The 16065-nt window shown below is 71.7% G+C and carries 17 protein-coding genes and 2 tRNA genes; 15 read left to right on the top strand and 4 right to left on the bottom strand.

Features of this window, described 5'->3' with window-relative positions; all coding sequences use genetic code 11:
- Positions 1 to 151: 151 nt before the first annotated feature.
- The 5 genes from proB to QWM81_RS11600 all read left to right on the top strand — a co-directional run bounded on the left by proB (position 152) and on the right by QWM81_RS11600 (position 5194).
- A complete protein-coding gene (gene proB, locus QWM81_RS11620; protein ID WP_290111760.1) occupies positions 152 to 1279 on the top strand; it encodes a glutamate 5-kinase in 1128 nt (375 codons plus the stop codon).
- 132 nt (positions 1280 to 1411) lie between these two features.
- Complete coding sequence (locus QWM81_RS11615) at positions 1412 to 1912, top strand: DUF8830 family protein (RefSeq protein ID WP_290111759.1); 501 nt, start codon at positions 1412 to 1414, stop codon at positions 1910 to 1912.
- A gap of 122 nt (positions 1913 to 2034) precedes the next feature.
- Complete coding sequence (locus QWM81_RS11610) at positions 2035 to 3351, top strand: glutamate-5-semialdehyde dehydrogenase (protein ID WP_290111758.1); 1317 nt, start codon at positions 2035 to 2037, stop codon at positions 3349 to 3351.
- Between the two features lie 41 nt (positions 3352 to 3392).
- Entirely contained in the window at positions 3393 to 4037 is a 645-nt protein-coding gene (locus tag QWM81_RS11605; protein WP_290111757.1) for an SCO2584 family spore wall biosynthesis protein, read from the top strand.
- Positions 4038 to 4102: 65 nt separating this feature from the next.
- Complete coding sequence (locus tag QWM81_RS11600) at positions 4103 to 5194, top strand: SCO2583 family membrane protein (RefSeq protein ID WP_290111756.1); 1092 nt, start codon at positions 4103 to 4105, stop codon at positions 5192 to 5194.
- A 79-nt stretch (positions 5195 to 5273) separates the two neighbouring features.
- Here the strand turns inward: QWM81_RS11600 and QWM81_RS11595 are convergent, their stop codons facing one another.
- Positions 5274 to 6404 (bottom strand): M48 family metallopeptidase, encoded by a 1131-nt coding sequence (locus tag QWM81_RS11595; protein WP_290111755.1) that lies wholly within the window; start codon positions 6402 to 6404, stop codon positions 5274 to 5276.
- 85 nt (positions 6405 to 6489) lie between these two features.
- Here QWM81_RS11595 and QWM81_RS11590 point away from each other — a divergent pair, with 85 nt between their 5' ends.
- From QWM81_RS11590 to QWM81_RS11550, 9 genes are all read left to right on the top strand, one after another.
- Positions 6490 to 6678, top strand: coding sequence for a hypothetical protein (locus QWM81_RS11590; RefSeq protein WP_290111819.1), 189 nt, complete (start codon positions 6490 to 6492; stop codon positions 6676 to 6678).
- 84 nt (positions 6679 to 6762) lie between these two features.
- The gene (locus QWM81_RS11585) at positions 6763 to 6924 is read left to right on the top strand and encodes a hypothetical protein (RefSeq protein WP_290111754.1); all 162 of its coding nucleotides are present in this window, start codon (positions 6763 to 6765) and stop codon (positions 6922 to 6924) included.
- 52 nt (positions 6925 to 6976) lie between these two features.
- The gene (gene nadD / locus QWM81_RS11580; RefSeq protein WP_290111753.1) at positions 6977 to 7594 is read left to right on the top strand and encodes a nicotinate-nucleotide adenylyltransferase; all 618 of its coding nucleotides are present in this window, start codon (positions 6977 to 6979) and stop codon (positions 7592 to 7594) included.
- 19 nt (positions 7595 to 7613) lie between these two features.
- Entirely contained in the window at positions 7614 to 9332 is a 1719-nt protein-coding gene (locus QWM81_RS11575; protein WP_290111752.1) for a LytR C-terminal domain-containing protein, read from the top strand.
- A 69-nt stretch (positions 9333 to 9401) separates the two neighbouring features.
- A complete protein-coding gene (gene rsfS / locus QWM81_RS11570; protein WP_290111751.1) occupies positions 9402 to 9857 on the top strand; it encodes a ribosome silencing factor in 456 nt (151 codons plus the stop codon).
- On the top strand, positions 9854 to 10507 hold the full coding sequence (locus tag QWM81_RS11565; RefSeq protein WP_290111816.1) for a histidine phosphatase family protein: 654 nt from the start codon (positions 9854 to 9856) through the stop codon (positions 10505 to 10507). Before rsfS ends, QWM81_RS11565 begins: the two co-directional genes overlap by 4 nt.
- 73 nt (positions 10508 to 10580) lie before the next feature.
- Positions 10581 to 10653, top strand: a tRNA-Ala gene (locus QWM81_RS11560).
- 282 nt (positions 10654 to 10935) lie between these two features.
- Positions 10936 to 11100 carry a hypothetical protein gene (locus QWM81_RS11555; RefSeq protein ID WP_290111750.1) on the top strand — a complete coding sequence of 55 codons (165 nt, stop codon included), beginning with the start codon at positions 10936 to 10938 and terminating at the stop codon, positions 11098 to 11100.
- Between the two features lie 3 nt (positions 11101 to 11103).
- Positions 11104 to 11337: a hypothetical protein gene (locus QWM81_RS11550; protein WP_026277450.1), complete on the top strand. Its 234-nt coding sequence runs from the start codon at positions 11104 to 11106 to the stop codon at positions 11335 to 11337.
- Here QWM81_RS11550 and QWM81_RS11545 read toward each other — a convergent pair.
- Positions 11306 to 12505: a glycosyltransferase 87 family protein gene (locus QWM81_RS11545; RefSeq protein ID WP_290111749.1), complete on the bottom strand. Its 1200-nt coding sequence runs from the start codon at positions 12503 to 12505 to the stop codon at positions 11306 to 11308. The two genes, QWM81_RS11550 and QWM81_RS11545, sit on opposite strands and share 32 nt — an antisense overlap.
- Positions 12506 to 12672: 167 nt before the next feature.
- Here QWM81_RS11545 and QWM81_RS11540 point away from each other — a divergent pair.
- Positions 12673 to 12745 (top strand) — tRNA-Ala (locus QWM81_RS11540).
- 81 nt (positions 12746 to 12826) lie between these two features.
- Here the strand turns inward: QWM81_RS11540 and QWM81_RS11535 are convergent.
- Positions 12827 to 14410, bottom strand: a complete 1584-nt coding sequence (locus QWM81_RS11535; RefSeq protein ID WP_290111748.1) for an NADH-quinone oxidoreductase subunit NuoF family protein — start codon at positions 14408 to 14410, stop codon at positions 12827 to 12829.
- A complete protein-coding gene (locus QWM81_RS11530; RefSeq protein WP_435372357.1) occupies positions 14407 to 15720 on the bottom strand; it encodes a ferric reductase-like transmembrane domain-containing protein in 1314 nt (437 codons plus the stop codon). The genes QWM81_RS11535 and QWM81_RS11530 overlap by 4 nt, the downstream gene beginning before the upstream one ends.
- Between the last annotated feature and the right edge of the window lie 345 nt (positions 15721 to 16065).

Here is a 16065-nt window from a genome sequence, read left to right as displayed (position 1 = left end):
GGGGGCGGGGGCGGGGGTCGTGGGGCGCCGTGGTGTGCGGCGCCGTGGTGCGGGGCGTGGTCCGGAGCACCGGCGCGGTGGGTGTCCAGCGGGCTGTCCACTCGATGGAATGCGCGAGCGCACCAGGCCGCCACTGACATAGATTTCCCACGTGACAGTGGCGAGACAGTACGTAACGGAAGCCCGCAGGATCGTCGTCAAGGTCGGTTCGTCGTCCCTGACCACCGCCTCCGGCGGCCTCGACGCCGACCGCGTCGACGCGCTCGTCGACGTACTCGCCAAGGTCCGCGGTGGCGGGGAGAAGGAGATCGTCCTGGTCTCCTCGGGCGCCATCGCGGCCGGCCTCGCCCCGCTCGGCCTCGTCCACCGCCCCAAGGACCTGGCCCGCCAGCAGGCCGCCGCCAGCGTCGGCCAGGGCCTGCTGGTCGCCCGCTACACCGCCTCCTTCGCCCGCTACGGCGTACGCGTCGGCCAGGTGCTGCTCACCAGCGACGACACCAGCCGCCGCGCCCACTACCGCAACGCCTACCGGACCCTGGACCAGCTGCTCGCCATGGGCGCCGTGCCGGTCGTCAACGAGAACGACACGGTCGCCACGGACGAGATCCGGTTCGGCGACAACGACCGGCTCGCGGCGCTCGTCGCCCACCTCGTCCGCGCCGACCTGCTCGTGCTGCTGTCGGACGTGGACGGTCTCTACGACGGCGATCCGTCCAAGCCCGGCACCTCACGCATCGCCGAGGTGCGCGGACCGGCCGACCTGGAAGGCATTGAGATCGGCTCGGCGGGCAAGGCCGGTGTCGGCACCGGCGGCATGGTCACCAAGGTCGAGGCCGCCCGCATCGCCGCGGCCGCCGGCATCCCCGTCGTCCTGACCTCGGCCAGCCGTGCCGCCGACGCCCTCGCGGGCCGCGACACCGGCACGTACTTCCGCCGCACCGGCCGCCGCTCGGCCGACCGGCTGCTGTGGCTGGCCCACGCCTCGACCCCGCAGGGCGCCCTGATCCTGGACGACGGTGCCGTACGGGCGGTCGTCGAGGGCAAAAAATCGCTGCTGCCGGCCGGGATCGCGGCGGTCGAGGGCGAGTTCAGCGCGGGTGACCCCATCGAGCTGCGCGACAGCTCCGGCCGGGCGGTCGCACGCGGCCTGGTCAACTTCGACTCCAAGGAGATCCCCCAGCTGCTGGGGCGTTCCACCAGGGAGCTGGCGAAGGAGCTGGGCCCGGCGTACGAAAGGGAGGTCGTACACAGAGACGATCTCGTCGTCCTCCACCCCTAGAACGGCTGAAACTCCGGCCCTCCGCCGGAGAGCTTCACCAAAACCGCCCCACATTCCGCTCAGGACTGGTCAACTTTGTCTCAGGGGTAAGGCGGGGTGACAGCACCACGACGTATCAACAGGAGGCCGCCGGTGAGACGAGCGCGCCCAGGGGCTCTGGCCCGAGGGACGACCGAACGCGCCTTGACGAGTGTCGAGGCCGGGGCCGACTTCGACGAAGCCGGCCCCGACGACGGCGCCGGGGCCCGGCGGGCGGGGAGCGAAGCGGACCGGCGCCCCCCGGACCGCCCGGTGTCCAAGCTCTGGCACATCACCCTCAGCGTCTCGGGCCAGGAGGCCCCGCTGAAGGAGGTCAGACGGGCTCTTGAGCAGCTCGCCCACGACCACCCGTTCCTGCTCACCAGCAGGTACGCCACCGATCATGCCGAGATCCGGTACTGGGAGGAGGCCCGCGACCTGCACGACGCCGCCGCGGTGGCGCTGCGGCTGTGGGGCGAGCACCGGCAGAGCGCCAACCTGCCGCCGTGGGAGATCGTCGGCCTGGAGGTCATCGACCGCGAGACGTACCACCTGCGGATCGCCGAGGGGTACGGCCCGCCGCCCGCCGCGCCCGTCGGCGTACACCCGTACTGACCTGGCTGTCCTGACCTGGCTTCCTGACCTGGCTGTCTGGCGGGACGTCGTCTCGTGAGGACGCCGTCTCGCAGTACGGGATAAGTGAGGGGTGCCCGCCGGGAGCGCATTACGCTGCGAGTATGACCTCGTCGCATTCCCCCGCTTCCTCCACCTCGCCGTCCGTCACGCCGTACGACGACATGACTCCGGTCGTCCGGGCGGCCTACCGGGCCCGCTCCGCCGCCGCCGAAATCGCGCCACTCCCGCGCGCGGCCAAGGACGACGCGCTCCTGGCGATCGCGGACGCCCTGGAAGTCCGTACGAGCGAGATCGTCGAGGCCAACGCCGAGGACGTGGTGCGGGCCCGGGAGGCCGGCACCAGCGAGTCGATCATCGACCGGCTGACGCTGACGCCCGAGCGGGTGCGCGCCATCGCCGCCGACGTCCGGGACGTGGCCGCGCTGCCCGACCCGGTCGGCGAGGTCGTGCGCGGCTCCACCCTCCCCAACGGCATCGACCTGCGGCAGGTCCGCGTCCCGCTGGGCGTCGTCGGGATCATCTACGAGGCCCGGCCCAATGTGACGGTCGACGCCGCCGCGCTGTGCCTGAAGTCCGGCAACGCCGTCCTGCTGCGCGGCTCCTCGTCCGCGTACTCCTCCAACACCGCCCTGGTGCGGGTGCTGCGCGACGCGGTCGGCGGCGCCGGGCTGCCGGCGGACGCGGTACAGCTGGTGCCGGGCGAGTCTCGCGACTCGGTGCGCGAGCTGATGCGCGCCCGCGGGCTGGTCGACGTCCTGATCCCGCGCGGCGGCGCCTCCCTGATCCGTACGGTCGTCGAGGAGTCCACCGTCCCGGTCATCGAGACCGGCACCGGCAACTGCCACGTGTACATCGACGCCCAGACCGACCTCGACATGGCCGTCGACATCCTGATCAACTCCAAGGCGCAGCGGCCCAGCGTCTGCAACGCCGCCGAGACGCTCCTCGTCCACCAGGACATCGCGGCCGACTTCCTGCCGCGCGCCCTGGACGCCCTGGCCGAGGCGGGCGTCACCGTGCACGGCGACGAGCGCGTGCAGGCGTACGCGGAGGGCTCCAAGGCCACGGTCGTGGCGGCCACGACCGAGGACTGGGAGACCGAGTACCTCTCGTACGACATCGCCGCCGCCGTCGTCGACTCGCTGGACGCCGCCGTCGCGCACATCCGGCTCTGGTCCTCCGGCCACACCGAGGCCATCGTCACCACCTCGCAGGCGGCGGCCCGCCGCTTCACGCAGCTGGTGGACTCCACGACGGTGGCGGTGAACGCCTCCACGCGGTTTACGGACGGCGGCCAGTTCGGCTTCGGCGCCGAGATCGGCATCTCGACCCAGAAGCTTCACGCCCGCGGCCCGATGGGCCTGCCGGAGCTGACCTCGACCAAGTACATCGTGACGGGCGACGGTCACACCCGATAGGGCCCTGCCCAAGAGCCACCTCTCAGGTCTACTCTGAACGGGTGCCGGACGACGTGGGGGGCAAGCCGTTTCCGGACGGCTGGGAGCCCGACGACGACCGCGGAGGCGCCGACGAGGACTTCGCCTCCGTGGTGTTCGACGAGGACTTCGTACGAGCGGCCAAGATCCATGAACCGACCGCCGTCGAGCGCCTGTTGGCCGCTGCCCAGGCGCGTGCGGACGCCGAAGCCGCCCGAGCCGGCGCCGGCGGGCCGGCGGCCGACGACGAGGTGTACGAGGACGGGTACGGACGCGGGTACGGCGACGCGTACGACCTCGACCCCGACTCCGACTGCGACTGCGACTGCGACGACGATGATCACGGTCGCGGCCACGGCTATGGACGCGGCCGCGGCCATGGACCGTACGGGGCGCACGGCGGTGCCCTGCGTCCCTACCGGCCCAGCTCCCGCTGGCACCGCCCCGTGGCCTGGGTCCTCGCCGTCGTGATGGGCGTCGGCATGGTCGCCCTCGCCTTCACCGCCGTCTACCGGGGCTCCTCCGGCGGCCGTGGCGACAAGGTCCCCGCGCCCGCGGCGACCGGCGTCGACAAGCCGGCCCCCAGCGGACCCTCCCTCTCGCCCACGGCCCCGCCCAGGGCGGAGTACCGCGCCCCCGGCGTGTCAGCCGTGCCGCGAACACCTTGAGCCACCCGGGAACTTGCCGCGTAGCGCGGCGTTTACCGCGGCTCCGGCGGACCTACCCTGAAGGTATGGCAGGGCGTGGCGACCCGCCTGAGGGGACGCCGGAGGGCTTCCCCGGCGGTGGTGAGGAGGAATACCGATCCGTCGTCTTCGACGAGTCGTTCGTCCGCGCTGCCCGTCTCCAGGAGTTCTCCGCGCAGGAGCGCCTGGGCGGCCACGTGGAGGCCGTACGCAGCCGCCCCGCCTGGGGGCCGGGCAAGCGCCCCCGCCACGGCGCCCTGCTGCTGGTCCTGCTGATCGCGATGGCCTTCGCATCCGTGGTCTACCTGGGCGCCCGCACTTCCTACCAGCCGCTTCCCGACCAGCGCGCCGAGCCGCTGCTGAGCTCCGTGACCCCGCTCGCGCCGCAAGGCGCCGTGCCGGGCGGGAAGCCTGCCGATCTGTACGCCCGCAGCCCCGCCGCCCAGTTCCACTCGGGTGCCGCCGGCATCAGCCTGCCGCCCGCGAAGCGCACGGCGCACTTCTCCGAGAGCCAGGTCATCGCGGCGCTGAGCACCGTGAAGGACTACCTGGTGCAGTCCTCGCTCGACCCTGAGGTCCTGGCCGGAGACGCGGTGCGGCCGGTGCGGCTGCTGGTGGACCCCGACCAGCTGGAGCAGTTCGACCAGAGCATGGTGTCCCCGGCCGACGACGGGCGGCACGCCGCGACCGGCTGGCTGGTGCGCTTCGACCCGGCCGAGGTCCGCCCGGCCGACACCGAGGTGCGTGTCCGCGGCACGATGCGGGTGGCCGAGGTGACGCCCGACGTCCTGGAGGTGACGTCGGACCACACCTTCGTCTACGCGCTGCGCCCGGCCGGGGCGGACGCCACCGCCGACGCCTCGCTGTTCACCGTCCGCCGCGAGCTGGCCTTCCGCTTCGATCCCGAGGACCTGCGGATGCACCGTGCGGAGGTGCTGACCAGCCGCGTCCAGGCGGGCCCGCAGGCCTGCACGGCTGAGACGGCCGACGCCCTGCACCCCCTGTCGGCCGGCCTGCGGGCCACCCCCGCGCGACCTTCGGTCACCGACCCGTACGCGACCGGCAGCCGGGTCACCGGCGCGGTGTGCGGCGTCCTCGCCCCGAGCGCCCAGCCCCAGCCCTCATCCCCCACCCCCTGACGTTGCCCGGGCTTCGGCCACGGTTCCGGCCCACGGTTCCGGCCCGCGGTTCAGGCCCCCGGTCAGGCCCCCGGCATGCTCAGCCCTCGCCCCGACCGTTGCTTCCCGCCCGGCCCGGACCGCCCGGACCGCCCGGACCGCCCGGACCGCCCGGACCGCCCGGACCGCCCGGACCGCCCGAGTCGCCCGAGCCGCCGGCGAACCTGTCGCGCAGCTTCCCGCCCAGGTCCCCGGCGCCGCCCGCTATGTCACCGACGAGCTTCATCAGCGGGTCCTTGCTGGTGCGCACCGAGTCGGCGTAGTGGGACGCGGACTCGCGGAAGGAGTCCGTGACGGAGGTGTCCTTGTCCTCCGAGCGGCGCGCGTAGTGCCCGTCCATGATCCGCTGGTAGTCGCGGCTCTCTGCCCACTTCTTCAGCTCCGCGGCCCGCACCGTGGTGAACGGGTGCGAGCGCGGCAGCACGTTCAGGATCTTGAGCACCGAGTCGCGCAGGTCGCCCCCCGCCTCGTACTCCTCCGCCTGCTCCAGGAACGCGTCCACGTTCATCTCGTGGAGGTGGTTGCCGCCCGCGATCTTCATCAGCCCGCGCATCGACGCCTGGAGGTCCTGCCCGACCAGCAGCCCCGCCCGGTCCGCCGACAGCTCCGACTTGCGGAACCACTCGCGCAGTGCCGTCACTATCGCCATGATCGCCACGTTCCCGAGCGGGATCCAGGCGACCTTGAGCGCCAGGCTGGTGAGGAAGAGCAGAACCGTGCGGTAGACGGCGTGCCCCGACAGGGCGTGGCCCACCTCGTGGCCGACGACCGCCCGCATCTCCTCCTCGTCCAGCAGCTCCACCAGGCCGGTGGTGACCACGATGATCGGCTCGTCGAGGCCGATGCACATGGCGTTGGGCTTGGGGTCCTGCGTGACGTACATTGCCGGGACCTTCTCCAGGTCCAGGATGTAACAGGCGTCCCGCAGCATGGTGTTGAGGTGGGCGAACTGCGCGTCGCCGACCCGCACCGAGTCGGAGAGGAAGAGCAGCCGCAGGCTGCGCTCCGGCAGCAGCCCGCTCAGCGCCTTGAACACGGTGTCGAAGCCGCTGAGCCTGCGCAGAGCGACCAGCGCGGAGCGGTCCGCCGGGTGCTCGTAGGCCCGCGAGGAAATACCCGGGAAGCGCCTGCGCTGCCTGCTCGGCACGTTCTCGTGACTGCTGTCGGTCATGAAATGCCCCCTGTTCGAACGAGACCTGCCTCGTCCCCCTGACGGACCCCAGCGTAGGTGCTGGGGCTACGGTGTGACGGGGGCTGTGGATAACCAGGAGTACGACGAGGAGGACACCGCCGTGCCAGACACCGCCACGCTGCTCGCCGCCGCCTCCGAGCAGCAGGGACCCGGCGCCACGCTCCGGATCGTGCTGGTCGTCTCGATCGTCGGAGCGGCAGCGCTCGCCTGGTTCCTCCTGCGCGGATACCGCGGCACCGACGACAACGACTGAGTCGGCGTGAGCGTGCCCGGACGGCCCGCATACGATGTCCGCGAAGTCTCCGCTCCGACACCCGATGGATAGGTCCTGCCGAAGATGAGCCTCCCCAGCACCGCCGCCAGCCTCGTCACGCTCGCCCAGGGCACCGAGCACGGCGGCAACCACGCCAGCCTCAACCCGTACATCACCGGTGGCGGCGCCCTCGTCGTGCTGCTCCTCCTGCTGTGGATCACCACGCGCTTCAACCGCGACCGCTGAGCCGGCGACCGTCGGGACCGCCCGCGGCGCCCTGCCAGTAGGCTCTGCACGCATGGGAGACCAAGTGCCTACCAGTTCCGGCAAGCGCCGACTCGGCGTGATGGGCGGGACATTCGACCCGATCCACCACGGACACCTGGTGGCCGCCAGCGAGGTGGCCGCCCTGTTCCGCCTCGACGAGGTGGTGTTCGTACCGACCGGGCAGCCGTGGCAGAAGACCCACAAGAACGTCTCCCCGGCCGAAGACCGTTACTTGATGACGGTCATCGCCACGGCGTCCAACCCGCAGTTCTCGGTCAGCCGCATCGACATCGACCGCGGCGGACCGACGTACACCATCGACACCTTGCGGGAACTGCGTGCCCTCAACGAGGACACGGATCTCTTCTTCATCACCGGAGCGGACGCGCTCTCCCAGATCATGCCGGGCTGGCGCAACGCCGAGGAGCTCTTCTCGCTCGCCCACTTCATCGGGGTGACCCGCCCCGGTCACGACCTGTCGGACGACGGACTGCCCAAGGGCGGGGTCTCCCTGGTCGAGGTGCCGGCGCTGGCCATCTCGTCGTCGGACTGCCGGGCGCGGGTCGCGCAGGGCGATCCCGTCTGGTATCTGGTGCCGGACGGTGTGGTGCGCTACATCGACAAGCGCCAGTTGTACCGGGGCGAATGAGCCACGGAGAGGGGCACCGGTGAACGACCAGCAGAACCCGTACGACCCGTACTACCCGCCGCAGCCGCAGATCGTCGGCTACGACGCGTACGGGCAGCCGGTGTACCAGCAGCAGCCGCACCAGCCGCACCAGCCGCACCAGCCGCAGCAGCACCACGACACCCATCAGTCCCCACAGCCCCAGCAGTCCCCTCAGTACGATCCGTACGCACAGCAGCAGTCCGGCTACGGCTACGACCAGTACGCCCAGGGGCAGCAGTACGACCCGTACACCCAGCAGGGTCAGGGGTACGGGTACGAGGGTCACTCCGCCGGGTACGAAACCGCCCAGCAGTGGACGGCCGCCCCCCAGGCCGCGCCCGCGCCCGTACGTGAGCCGGAGCCCGAGCCCGTTCCGGCCGTCGCCGTGCCCGGGCAGCGCCGCCCCGCGCCCACGCCCTCGCCGGAGCCGGGGCAGGGGCAGGAGCAAGGGCCGGAGCGCGAGTACCGCACCGAGCAGTTCTCCTTCGTCGAGGACCCGGATGAGGACTCCGAAGACGTCATCGACTGGCTCAAGTTCACCGAGAGCCGCTCCGAGCGCCGTGAGGAGGCCAAGCGGCGCGGCCGCAACCGGGTCGTCGCGCTCGTCGTGGTCCTCGCCGTCGCCCTCATCGGCGGCGTGGGTTACCTGTGGGCCGCGGGCAAGCTGCCCGGCCTCTCCGAGACGAGGACCGCGCAGGGCGGCACGGCGAGCGGCCCGCAGAAGCGGGACGTGATCGTCCTGCACCTGCACAACACCAACAACAAGGAGACGTCCACAGCGCTCCTGGTCAACAACGCCACCACCAAGCAGGGCACCACCGTCCTGCTGCCCAACGCCCTCTCCGTCAGCAACGACGACGGCACCACCACCACGCTCGCCAAGTCCGTGGACGACGACGGCTCCACCGGCACCCGCGAAGCCATCGGCACCCTGCTCGGCACCAGGATCACCGGTACGTGGCGGCTCGACACCCCGTACCTGGAGAACCTGGTCGAGCTGGTCGGCGGCATCGACATCACCACCGACACCGAGGTGCCCGGCGCCAAGAAGGGCGAGCCGCCCCTCGTGCTCAAGGGCGACAACCAGACCCTGGACGGGCGCATGGCGGTCGCGTACGCCACCCACCGCGGCTCCGGCGAGGCGGAGACCGAGCAGCTGGAGCGGTTCGGGCAGGTCATGTACGGCGTGCTGCGGAAGATGTCGGACGACCCTCAGGCGGCGACCGTCACGGTGCAGACCCTGGCCCAGATCCTCGACCCGTCGCTGCCGGAGAAGGACCTGGGCGCCTCCCTCGCCAAGCTCGCCGAGCACGCCAAGGTCGGGGCCTACAAGACGGTGCTGCTGCCCGTACAGCAGGACGGCACGCTCAGTGAGCAGGCCACCGGCAGTGTGGTCAAGGACATCCTCGGCGGCTCGGTCACCGCACCCGAGCAGGGCGCGGCCGTACGCGTCGGCATCAAGAACGCCTCCGGCCAGGAGGACGCCACCGAGGCCGCGCGCATCGTCCTGGTCAACGGCGGTTACGCCGTCGTCGACGGTGGTACGGCGGACACCGCGTCGTCGTCGCAGGTCATCTACGGTGACGTGGCACAGAAGGCGAAGGCCGAGGAGGTCGCCAAGACCCTGGGGCTGCCCGATGGAGCCGTGGAGCAGGGCGCGGCCGCGGCAAATGCAGACGTCACGGTCATTCTGGGCGAGGATTACAAGGTCGACTAATGGTTTGCCGGGCTGTCGGCGGTACATGAGACCCTGGGAGTGTTCTGGACCGCCGACGAAAGCCTGCATGTGACCGCCACTGACCGCTCCATCGAGCTCGTGACCACCGCCGCCCAGGCGGCTGCCGACCGGCTCGCGCACGACATCATCGCCTACGACGTCAGCGACGTGCTGTCGATCACCGACGCATTCCTGCTCGCCTCCGCGCCCAACGACCGCCAGGTCAAGTCGATCGTCGACGAGATCGAGGAGCGGCTGAACAAGGACCTCGGCGCCAAGCCGGTGCGCCGTGAGGGCGACCGCGACGCCCGCTGGATCCTGCTGGACTACGTCGACATCGTCGTCCACGTCCAGCACAGCGAGGAGCGGGTCTTCTACGCCCTTGAGCGGCTGTGGAAGGACTGCCCCGAGCTGCCCCTCCCCGAGGACGCCATGAAGACCCGTGGCAAGGCCGAGGAGCACGCCAGGCTTCACGGCGCCGACGGCTCGGACGGCGTCGACGGCTCGGACGGTGAGCTGAGCTGAACGGCACCAAGGGCGGCAGGGGCCGCCGTATCGTCCTCTGGCGGCATGGCCAGACGTCGTGGAACCTGGAGCGCCGTTTCCAGGGCTCCACGGACATCGAACTCACCGACACCGGTGTCGCCCAGGCGCGCCGGGCCGCCCGGCTGCTCGCCGCGCTGAAGCCGGACGCGATCATCGCGTCCGACCTGAAGCGCGCGTCGGCCACGGCCGCGGAGCTTGCCGCGATCACCGGCCACCAGGTCAACCACGACTCCGCGCTCCGCGAGACGTACGCGGGTGCCTGGCAGGGGCTGACCCACGAGGAGATCGTGGGGCGGTTCGGCGAGCAGTACGCCGCGTGGAAGCGCGGCGAGCCGGTGCGGCGCGGTGGTGGCGAGCTCGAGACCGAGGTGGCCGACCGGGCCGCCCCGGTGGTGCTCGGCCACGCCGACAAGCTGCCCGACGGCGGCACGCTCGTCGTGGTCAGCCACGGCGGCACGATCCGCACCACCATCGGCCGGCTGCTCGGTCTGGAGGCGCACCACTGGGAGGGCCTGGGCGGCCTCTCCAACTGCTGCTGGTCGGTGCTCGGGGAGGGCGCGCGCGGCTGGCGGCTGCTGGAACACAACGCCGGAACGCTCCCGGAACCGGTCCTCGGCGACGACGACTGACCCGGATTTCACTTTCCGGCTGGTCACAGGCTAAAGTTCTTCTTGTTCGCAGCGCGGAGCGCCAAGAACACGAGGGGCTATAGCTCAGTTGGTAGAGCGCCTGCATGGCATGCAGGAGGTCAGGAGTTCAATTCTCCTTAGCTCCACAATCACCGGATCCCGTCCCCGTCAGGGGGCGGGATCTTGCGTTGTACGTACAGCTGCCCTCACGCAGCCGCCGCGAGCGACCGCCGGCGACCGTCCCCCGGCTCGGCCGGCTGATCGGCCCCGGCTCGGCCGGCTGATCGGCTCGGGACTTTTGGCACACTCTTCCTCAGCCGTCCCAATGCGCCGGGGCTGGTACGCCGGGCTCGCTGACCCTGTCGCGAGGCCATGGCAGAATCGGACGGCCGGAGGGGGACGACGGTCCGGACGGGAGGGAGTGCGCGATGGCCGCCAGCGATTTCGAGAAGGCTCCTGATCCGTTCGCCGCGCAACGGGCGCGCGCCGGACTCAACTGCCCCTCCTGCGGCTCGTCCCACATCGCCCAAGTGCTCGGTGACAATGGCGGAGTGTCCTATGTGTGCACGGCCTGCGGCCACAGCTGGAGCTGAGTGATGGGCGCACACAGGCGGAAATGCGACTGGTGCGGCAGCGGCACGCCCATCGTCCGCGACATGGATCCGGTCAACCCCGAGTACCAGTACTGGTGCGAGGAGTGCGCGCGAGCGCTGATCATAAAAGGCGACCCCATCGAGACCTACCGGGAACTCGAAGGGGAGCCCATCTACGGGCGCCTGCTCGACGAGCACTGCACCCTCAAGCGGTTCTACTCGTTCGCCACAGCTTGACCCCGGCGCCCGCCAACAGGCCGAGCCCGACCAGGGTGTAGAGCCCCGACAGCAGCATCTGCCAGCCGTTCTGGTCGAGTTCGAGACGGACCGGGGCCGGGGCGTGAGGCACCCACCACAAGGCGAACGAGCCGAAGACCAGAGCCGTACCGGCGGTCCAGACCGGCCCCACCCGGGTCGCCAGCAGAATCAGCATCGGTACGCACCACACCCAGTGGTGCGACCAGGAGATGGGGCTCACCAGCAGCGCCGTCGTCGCGCACGCCACCACGGCCACCGGCAGGTCGTCGCGCAGCGCCGCCAGCACCGCGACCGTCATCCCCGCCACTGCCACCACGGCGGCCGCGAGCACCCACCAGACACCCGGATCGGTGGTGTGCAGCAGCCGGGCCAGCACCCCGTTCAGCGACTGGTTCGCGGTCTCCTCCTTGCGCCCGACCCGGCTGGTCTCGAAGATCATCTCGGTCCAGAAGCGGCGCGAGTCGTACGGCAGGACGACGGCGGACGCCACGGTCACGGTGAGGAACACCCCGGTGGCTGTGACCGCCTGCCGCAGCCACGCGTTCCATCCGTACGCACGCGCGCGTGCCACCCCCACGATCAGCAGCAGCACGACGAACAGCCCCGGCGTCAGCTTCACCGCCGTCGCCAGCCCGATCCCCACCCCGGCCCACCGGTTGTCCTCCCGCCGTGTCAGATCCCACAGCACCGCCACCGCGATCAGCAGGTTGATCTGGCCGTACCGCAGTGTCGTCCACACCGGCTCGCACCAGACCAGGACCGCGGCCACCCACAGGGCCGCCCCGGGCCGGTCACGGCCGACCAGGCGCAGCGAGAGGTGCACCAGAGCCAGCACAAGGAGCAGGTTCCCGGCCGTGGCCAGGGTCCGCATCTCCGGGACGCCCACCAGTGTCAGCGGCGTGAACAGCAGTGCGGCGAACGGCGGATACGTCGTCGGCAGGTTCGCCGACGTGGCGCGCATCGCATAGAGATCGCCCCCGGCCAGTACGGTCTCCCCCTCCGCGCGGTAGACGGAGAGGTCCAGCATGGTGACGTTGGCGGCCCGCTGCGCCGCCCAGAACGCCACGAAGGACAGCAGGCAGGTCGCCGCCGCGGCGGCTATGGGCACGCCGTGCAGGCGCGCCCGGAGGTTCATGGTCACGGTCACGAAGGGCGACGCTACCGGCCAGAGCCCTACCGACCGTAAACGATTTGGTGAACCACCAGGGGGAGCGTGTAATGTTCTCTGTGTCGCCGCGAGGGAAACCCGCCAGGGAAGCCTGCCAGGGGAACCCGGCAGCCGGGAGGACACTCCGGCAGCGCGACACACCGCAAGGGGCTATAGCTCAGTTGGTAGAGCGCCTGCATGGCATGCAGGAGGTCAGGAGTTCAATTCTCCTTAGCTCCACAGAACGTGGAAGGCGGGCCATCCGGATCGGATGGCCCGCCTCCTTGTGTTCCGGTCCTTGTGTTCCGGTCCTTGTTCCGGTCAACCCCGGCCGCTGCCGAGGGCCTTGCGGTTGGCGCCCGGCAGCGCGGGACGGTCGGGGCTCTGCTGAGGGGCACGTTCCAGGCGCAGCGCCAGCTCGGGGCAGCGGCGTATCGCCAGCTGCGCGCGGTCGCGCAGGTGGACCGGTACCGACGCGTCGGCGAGCACCGGGTAGCCGTCGCGGCCCATCCGGATCAGCTCCGGCACGATGTCCGCGCACAAACCGTGGCCCTTGCACAGCGTCCAGTCCACGGCCAGCTTGTCGCCGCTCGGGATCGACTCCTCGGCGTCCTGGTAGCCCGGCGCGGGCAGCGGCAGCACCCCGGTCGTCGGACGGCCGCAGCCGCCGTGCAGGACGTGCGCGGCGAGATCGTCGGTGAACGCCGACAGCGTCGAGCTGAAGAACCGCGCCGACCCGTCCGGGTGCTTGCACACGCCCCGGCCCTTCACGGCCTGGGTGACCTCGCGCAGCGCCTCCAGGGCGGCCGGGCCGCCACCGTTCAGGACGTCCGACAGACCCCCCGCCGCGGCCGGCAGGCCCAGCCGGCACGGCCCGCACTGCCCGGCCGTCTCGGCAGCCAGCCAGTTCGCCACCCGCTGCGCCTCGCCCAGCGGGCAGGTCTCCGGGCCGATCGGCAGGATCGCGCCCGCCCCCAGGGAGCCGCCCACGGCCGCGAGGGACTCGCGTGAGACGACGGCGTTGTGCACGGCCACCGAGTCGATCCAGTTGCCGTGGTAGCCACCGGTCAGCACGCCCTGGGGCAGCGGCGGGGCGCCGGCCAGCTGCAGGACGTACCGCAGCGGCACCCCGGTCGGGACCTCCACCACCATGGGCCGTGCGACCGCCCCGGAGATCGTCAGCATGACCGTGCCCGGTTCGGTGTCCAGGCCGGCGTTGCCGTACCGCTGTGCGCCGATCCGGGCGGCGATGCCCAGCTGCGCGAACGTCTCCGCGTTGGACAGCAGCGTCGGGGCGCCGCCGACACCGGACTCGGCGGCGCGCTCGCGGCGGCCCGGCGGCAGGGCCGGGCCGCCGCCCGCGGCGCGGATCACGGCGGACGCCTCTCCGGAGACCATGCGTTCGGGAGTGCGGACGACACGCGCGCGTAGCCGCTGTCCGCGCCGGTCGGACAGGCCCCGCTCGGCGAGCGCGGCGCGGATGGAGATCTCCGTGGAGTTACGGGTCACCGCGACGATCAGGGTGCGGGCGCCGAGCGCCTCGGCGGCCAGCAGGGCGCCGTCCAGGATGAGGTGCGGGGCGCGGTTGAGCAGGACCGTGTCCTTGCGGCACGCGGGCTCTCCCTCGCTGCCGTTGACCACGACGACCGGCCGTACCCCGCGCCGTATGGTCGCCTTGGCGACCGCGCGCAGCTTCCTGCCGAACGGGAAACCGGCGCCGCCGCGCCCCCGCAGCGCTATGTCGTCGGCGAGCTGGGCCAGCCGCTCGCCCCCCATGGGTTCGAGCGGGCCGTGCACCTTCAGGTGCATCGGCAGGTCCAGCCGCTCGACGAGGTCGAAGCCCTGGGTGAGCTGGGGCAGGCCGACGACGCGGACTTCGGGGACGTCGGGGAGCGGGGCGTTCACGGGCGGTCTCCTGCGGGTGCGGTCCAGGGCTCGCCGGCCGGCGGCTGCTGGAAGGGGCCCTGTGCGGGCTCTGAGGGGCTGTACGAGGGCGGAGCGGGGGACTGGGCGGGCGGCGGAGGGGACGGGGTCGGCCAGTACCCGGGACGGGTCGCGGGCTCGTCGGGGACGACGGACAGCTCCTCCGTCATGGGGACGCGTTCGGCGAACGGGATCTCCTGGGTGGGGGAGGCGGAGGCGCCCACGGTCGCGTTGCCCAGGGACACGGCCCGGTAGGCGGCCGATATCCCCGCCCCTGTGGCCGAGGAGGCGGAACGGAAGGCCGGGGCGGCGGGGGAGGGGAAGGGGGAGGAAGAAGAGGAGCGGAAGGCCGGCGGGACGGAGGAGGGCGGGGTGAAGTCCGGTTCGTACCGGGGCGCGGCGGTGAAGTCCGGTTCGTACAGCGGCGGGGAAGGCGGCGTCAGGGTCCGGGGCTGCTCGCGCGGCCGGCTGATCGGGCGGTCCCGGGCCTCCGGGCGCGGGCCCGGCTCCCGCCGCAGGTCCTGCGCGAACGGGACGGAGGCCGTTTCGTACGCGAGCGACGCGCTGACGTCCGACGCGCCGGGCAGCGGGGTCACCGACGGATCGCGCCGGTTCCGGCCGCGGCGGCCCGCCTTCTCCGTACCCGGCCCGAGCAGCGCCAGGAGGCGGTCCGCGAGGCGCCGCTGGACGGGGAGGGGAAGCAGCCGTACGGAGACGGCGGCGGCGACGCCGGTGAGCGCGAGGCAGTACATGACGACCACCCATGTGGCCGCCGGGCGGCCCGCGTACAGGCCGTGGATGAGCGCGGAGCACCAGGCCGGGTAGGCCAGCATGTGCAGGGGCCGCCAGCGGGCCGCGACGCTGCCACGGCCCGCGAGGGCGCTGCGGGCCGCGCCGGTGGACGCGGCGACCACCATCAGGAGGCCGGCGAGGGACCCGAAGCCGATCAGGCCGGACGTACCGGTGACTCCGAGCCCGAAGGGGATGAGCGCCCCGATCAGCTCCACGTGCCCGAGGGAGACCTTGACCGTGGCGTGCAGGAGGAGGAAGCCCAGGGACGCCACGGCGGTGGCCCGGTGGATGCCCTGGGCCAGCAGACGGTGGCGGGTGGAGAGCAGCAGCCGGTCCGTGGCGATCAGGCCCCATGCCACGGAGGCCGTGAGCGACACGAGGGACAGGACGCCGGTGGTGAAGTCCAGGGCGGCCCGGAAGCTGTCGCTCCCGCCGATCGCGAGCACGGGTATGAGTACCAGCGCAGCCGCGGAAAGCCCGCCCTGTACCGGCCTGCTCATACCGGCCTGCAGTGCGGGCGATGAGCGGATCTTGCGATGAGGGTTCATGGGGGGCGACTCCAGTGGTGCGGAAAAGAGGTCCCGTGGCCGCATGCTAAGTCGACGCATACCAACCGGTACGAGCTTTGAGCGTTTAATGCTCGGAACCGCCGGCAACTGACTCTGGGGTTGCCCTGTATAGGGCCGATACGCCCAGTAACCCGTTACTGGGCGTAGCGCACGATCCACCGGACGGCTCCCGCCGGACCTCTCCCACGGGACGGCTCCCGCCGGACGCCGCTGCGGCTCTTGTGGGCGCTGCGGTACCCTGACGCCATGCGTGCCGTACGCCTTCTGCTTAGCGAG

This window comes from Streptomyces ficellus (assembly GCF_030406405.1).
In the GTDB taxonomy this organism is placed as follows: Bacteria; Actinomycetota; Actinomycetes; order Streptomycetales; family Streptomycetaceae; genus Streptomyces; species Streptomyces ficellus_B.
The sequence above is the reverse complement of the archived record's forward strand: the minus strand, read 5'-3'. Positions and strand labels throughout refer to the sequence as shown.

Coding starts and splice junctions, on each gene's coding strand:
- QWM81_RS11610 (WP_290111758.1), top strand. CDS start 2,035: ATGACCTCGTCGCATTCCCCCGCTTCCTCCACCTCGCCGTCCGTCACG.
- QWM81_RS11600 (WP_290111756.1), top strand. CDS start 4,103: ATGGCAGGGCGTGGCGACCCGCCTGAGGGGACGCCGGAGGGCTTCCCC.
- QWM81_RS11595 (WP_290111755.1), bottom strand. CDS start 6,404: ATGACCGACAGCAGTCACGAGAACGTGCCGAGCAGGCAGCGCAGGCGC.
- QWM81_RS11585 (WP_290111754.1), top strand. CDS start 6,763: ATGAGCCTCCCCAGCACCGCCGCCAGCCTCGTCACGCTCGCCCAGGGC.
- nadD (WP_290111753.1), top strand. CDS start 6,977: ATGGGAGACCAAGTGCCTACCAGTTCCGGCAAGCGCCGACTCGGCGTG.
- QWM81_RS11555 (WP_290111750.1), top strand. CDS start 10,936: ATGGCCGCCAGCGATTTCGAGAAGGCTCCTGATCCGTTCGCCGCGCAA.
- QWM81_RS11550 (WP_026277450.1), top strand. CDS start 11,104: ATGGGCGCACACAGGCGGAAATGCGACTGGTGCGGCAGCGGCACGCCC.
- QWM81_RS11530 (WP_435372357.1), bottom strand. CDS start 15,720: ATGAGCAGGCCGGTACAGGGCGGGCTTTCCGCGGCTGCGCTGGTACTC.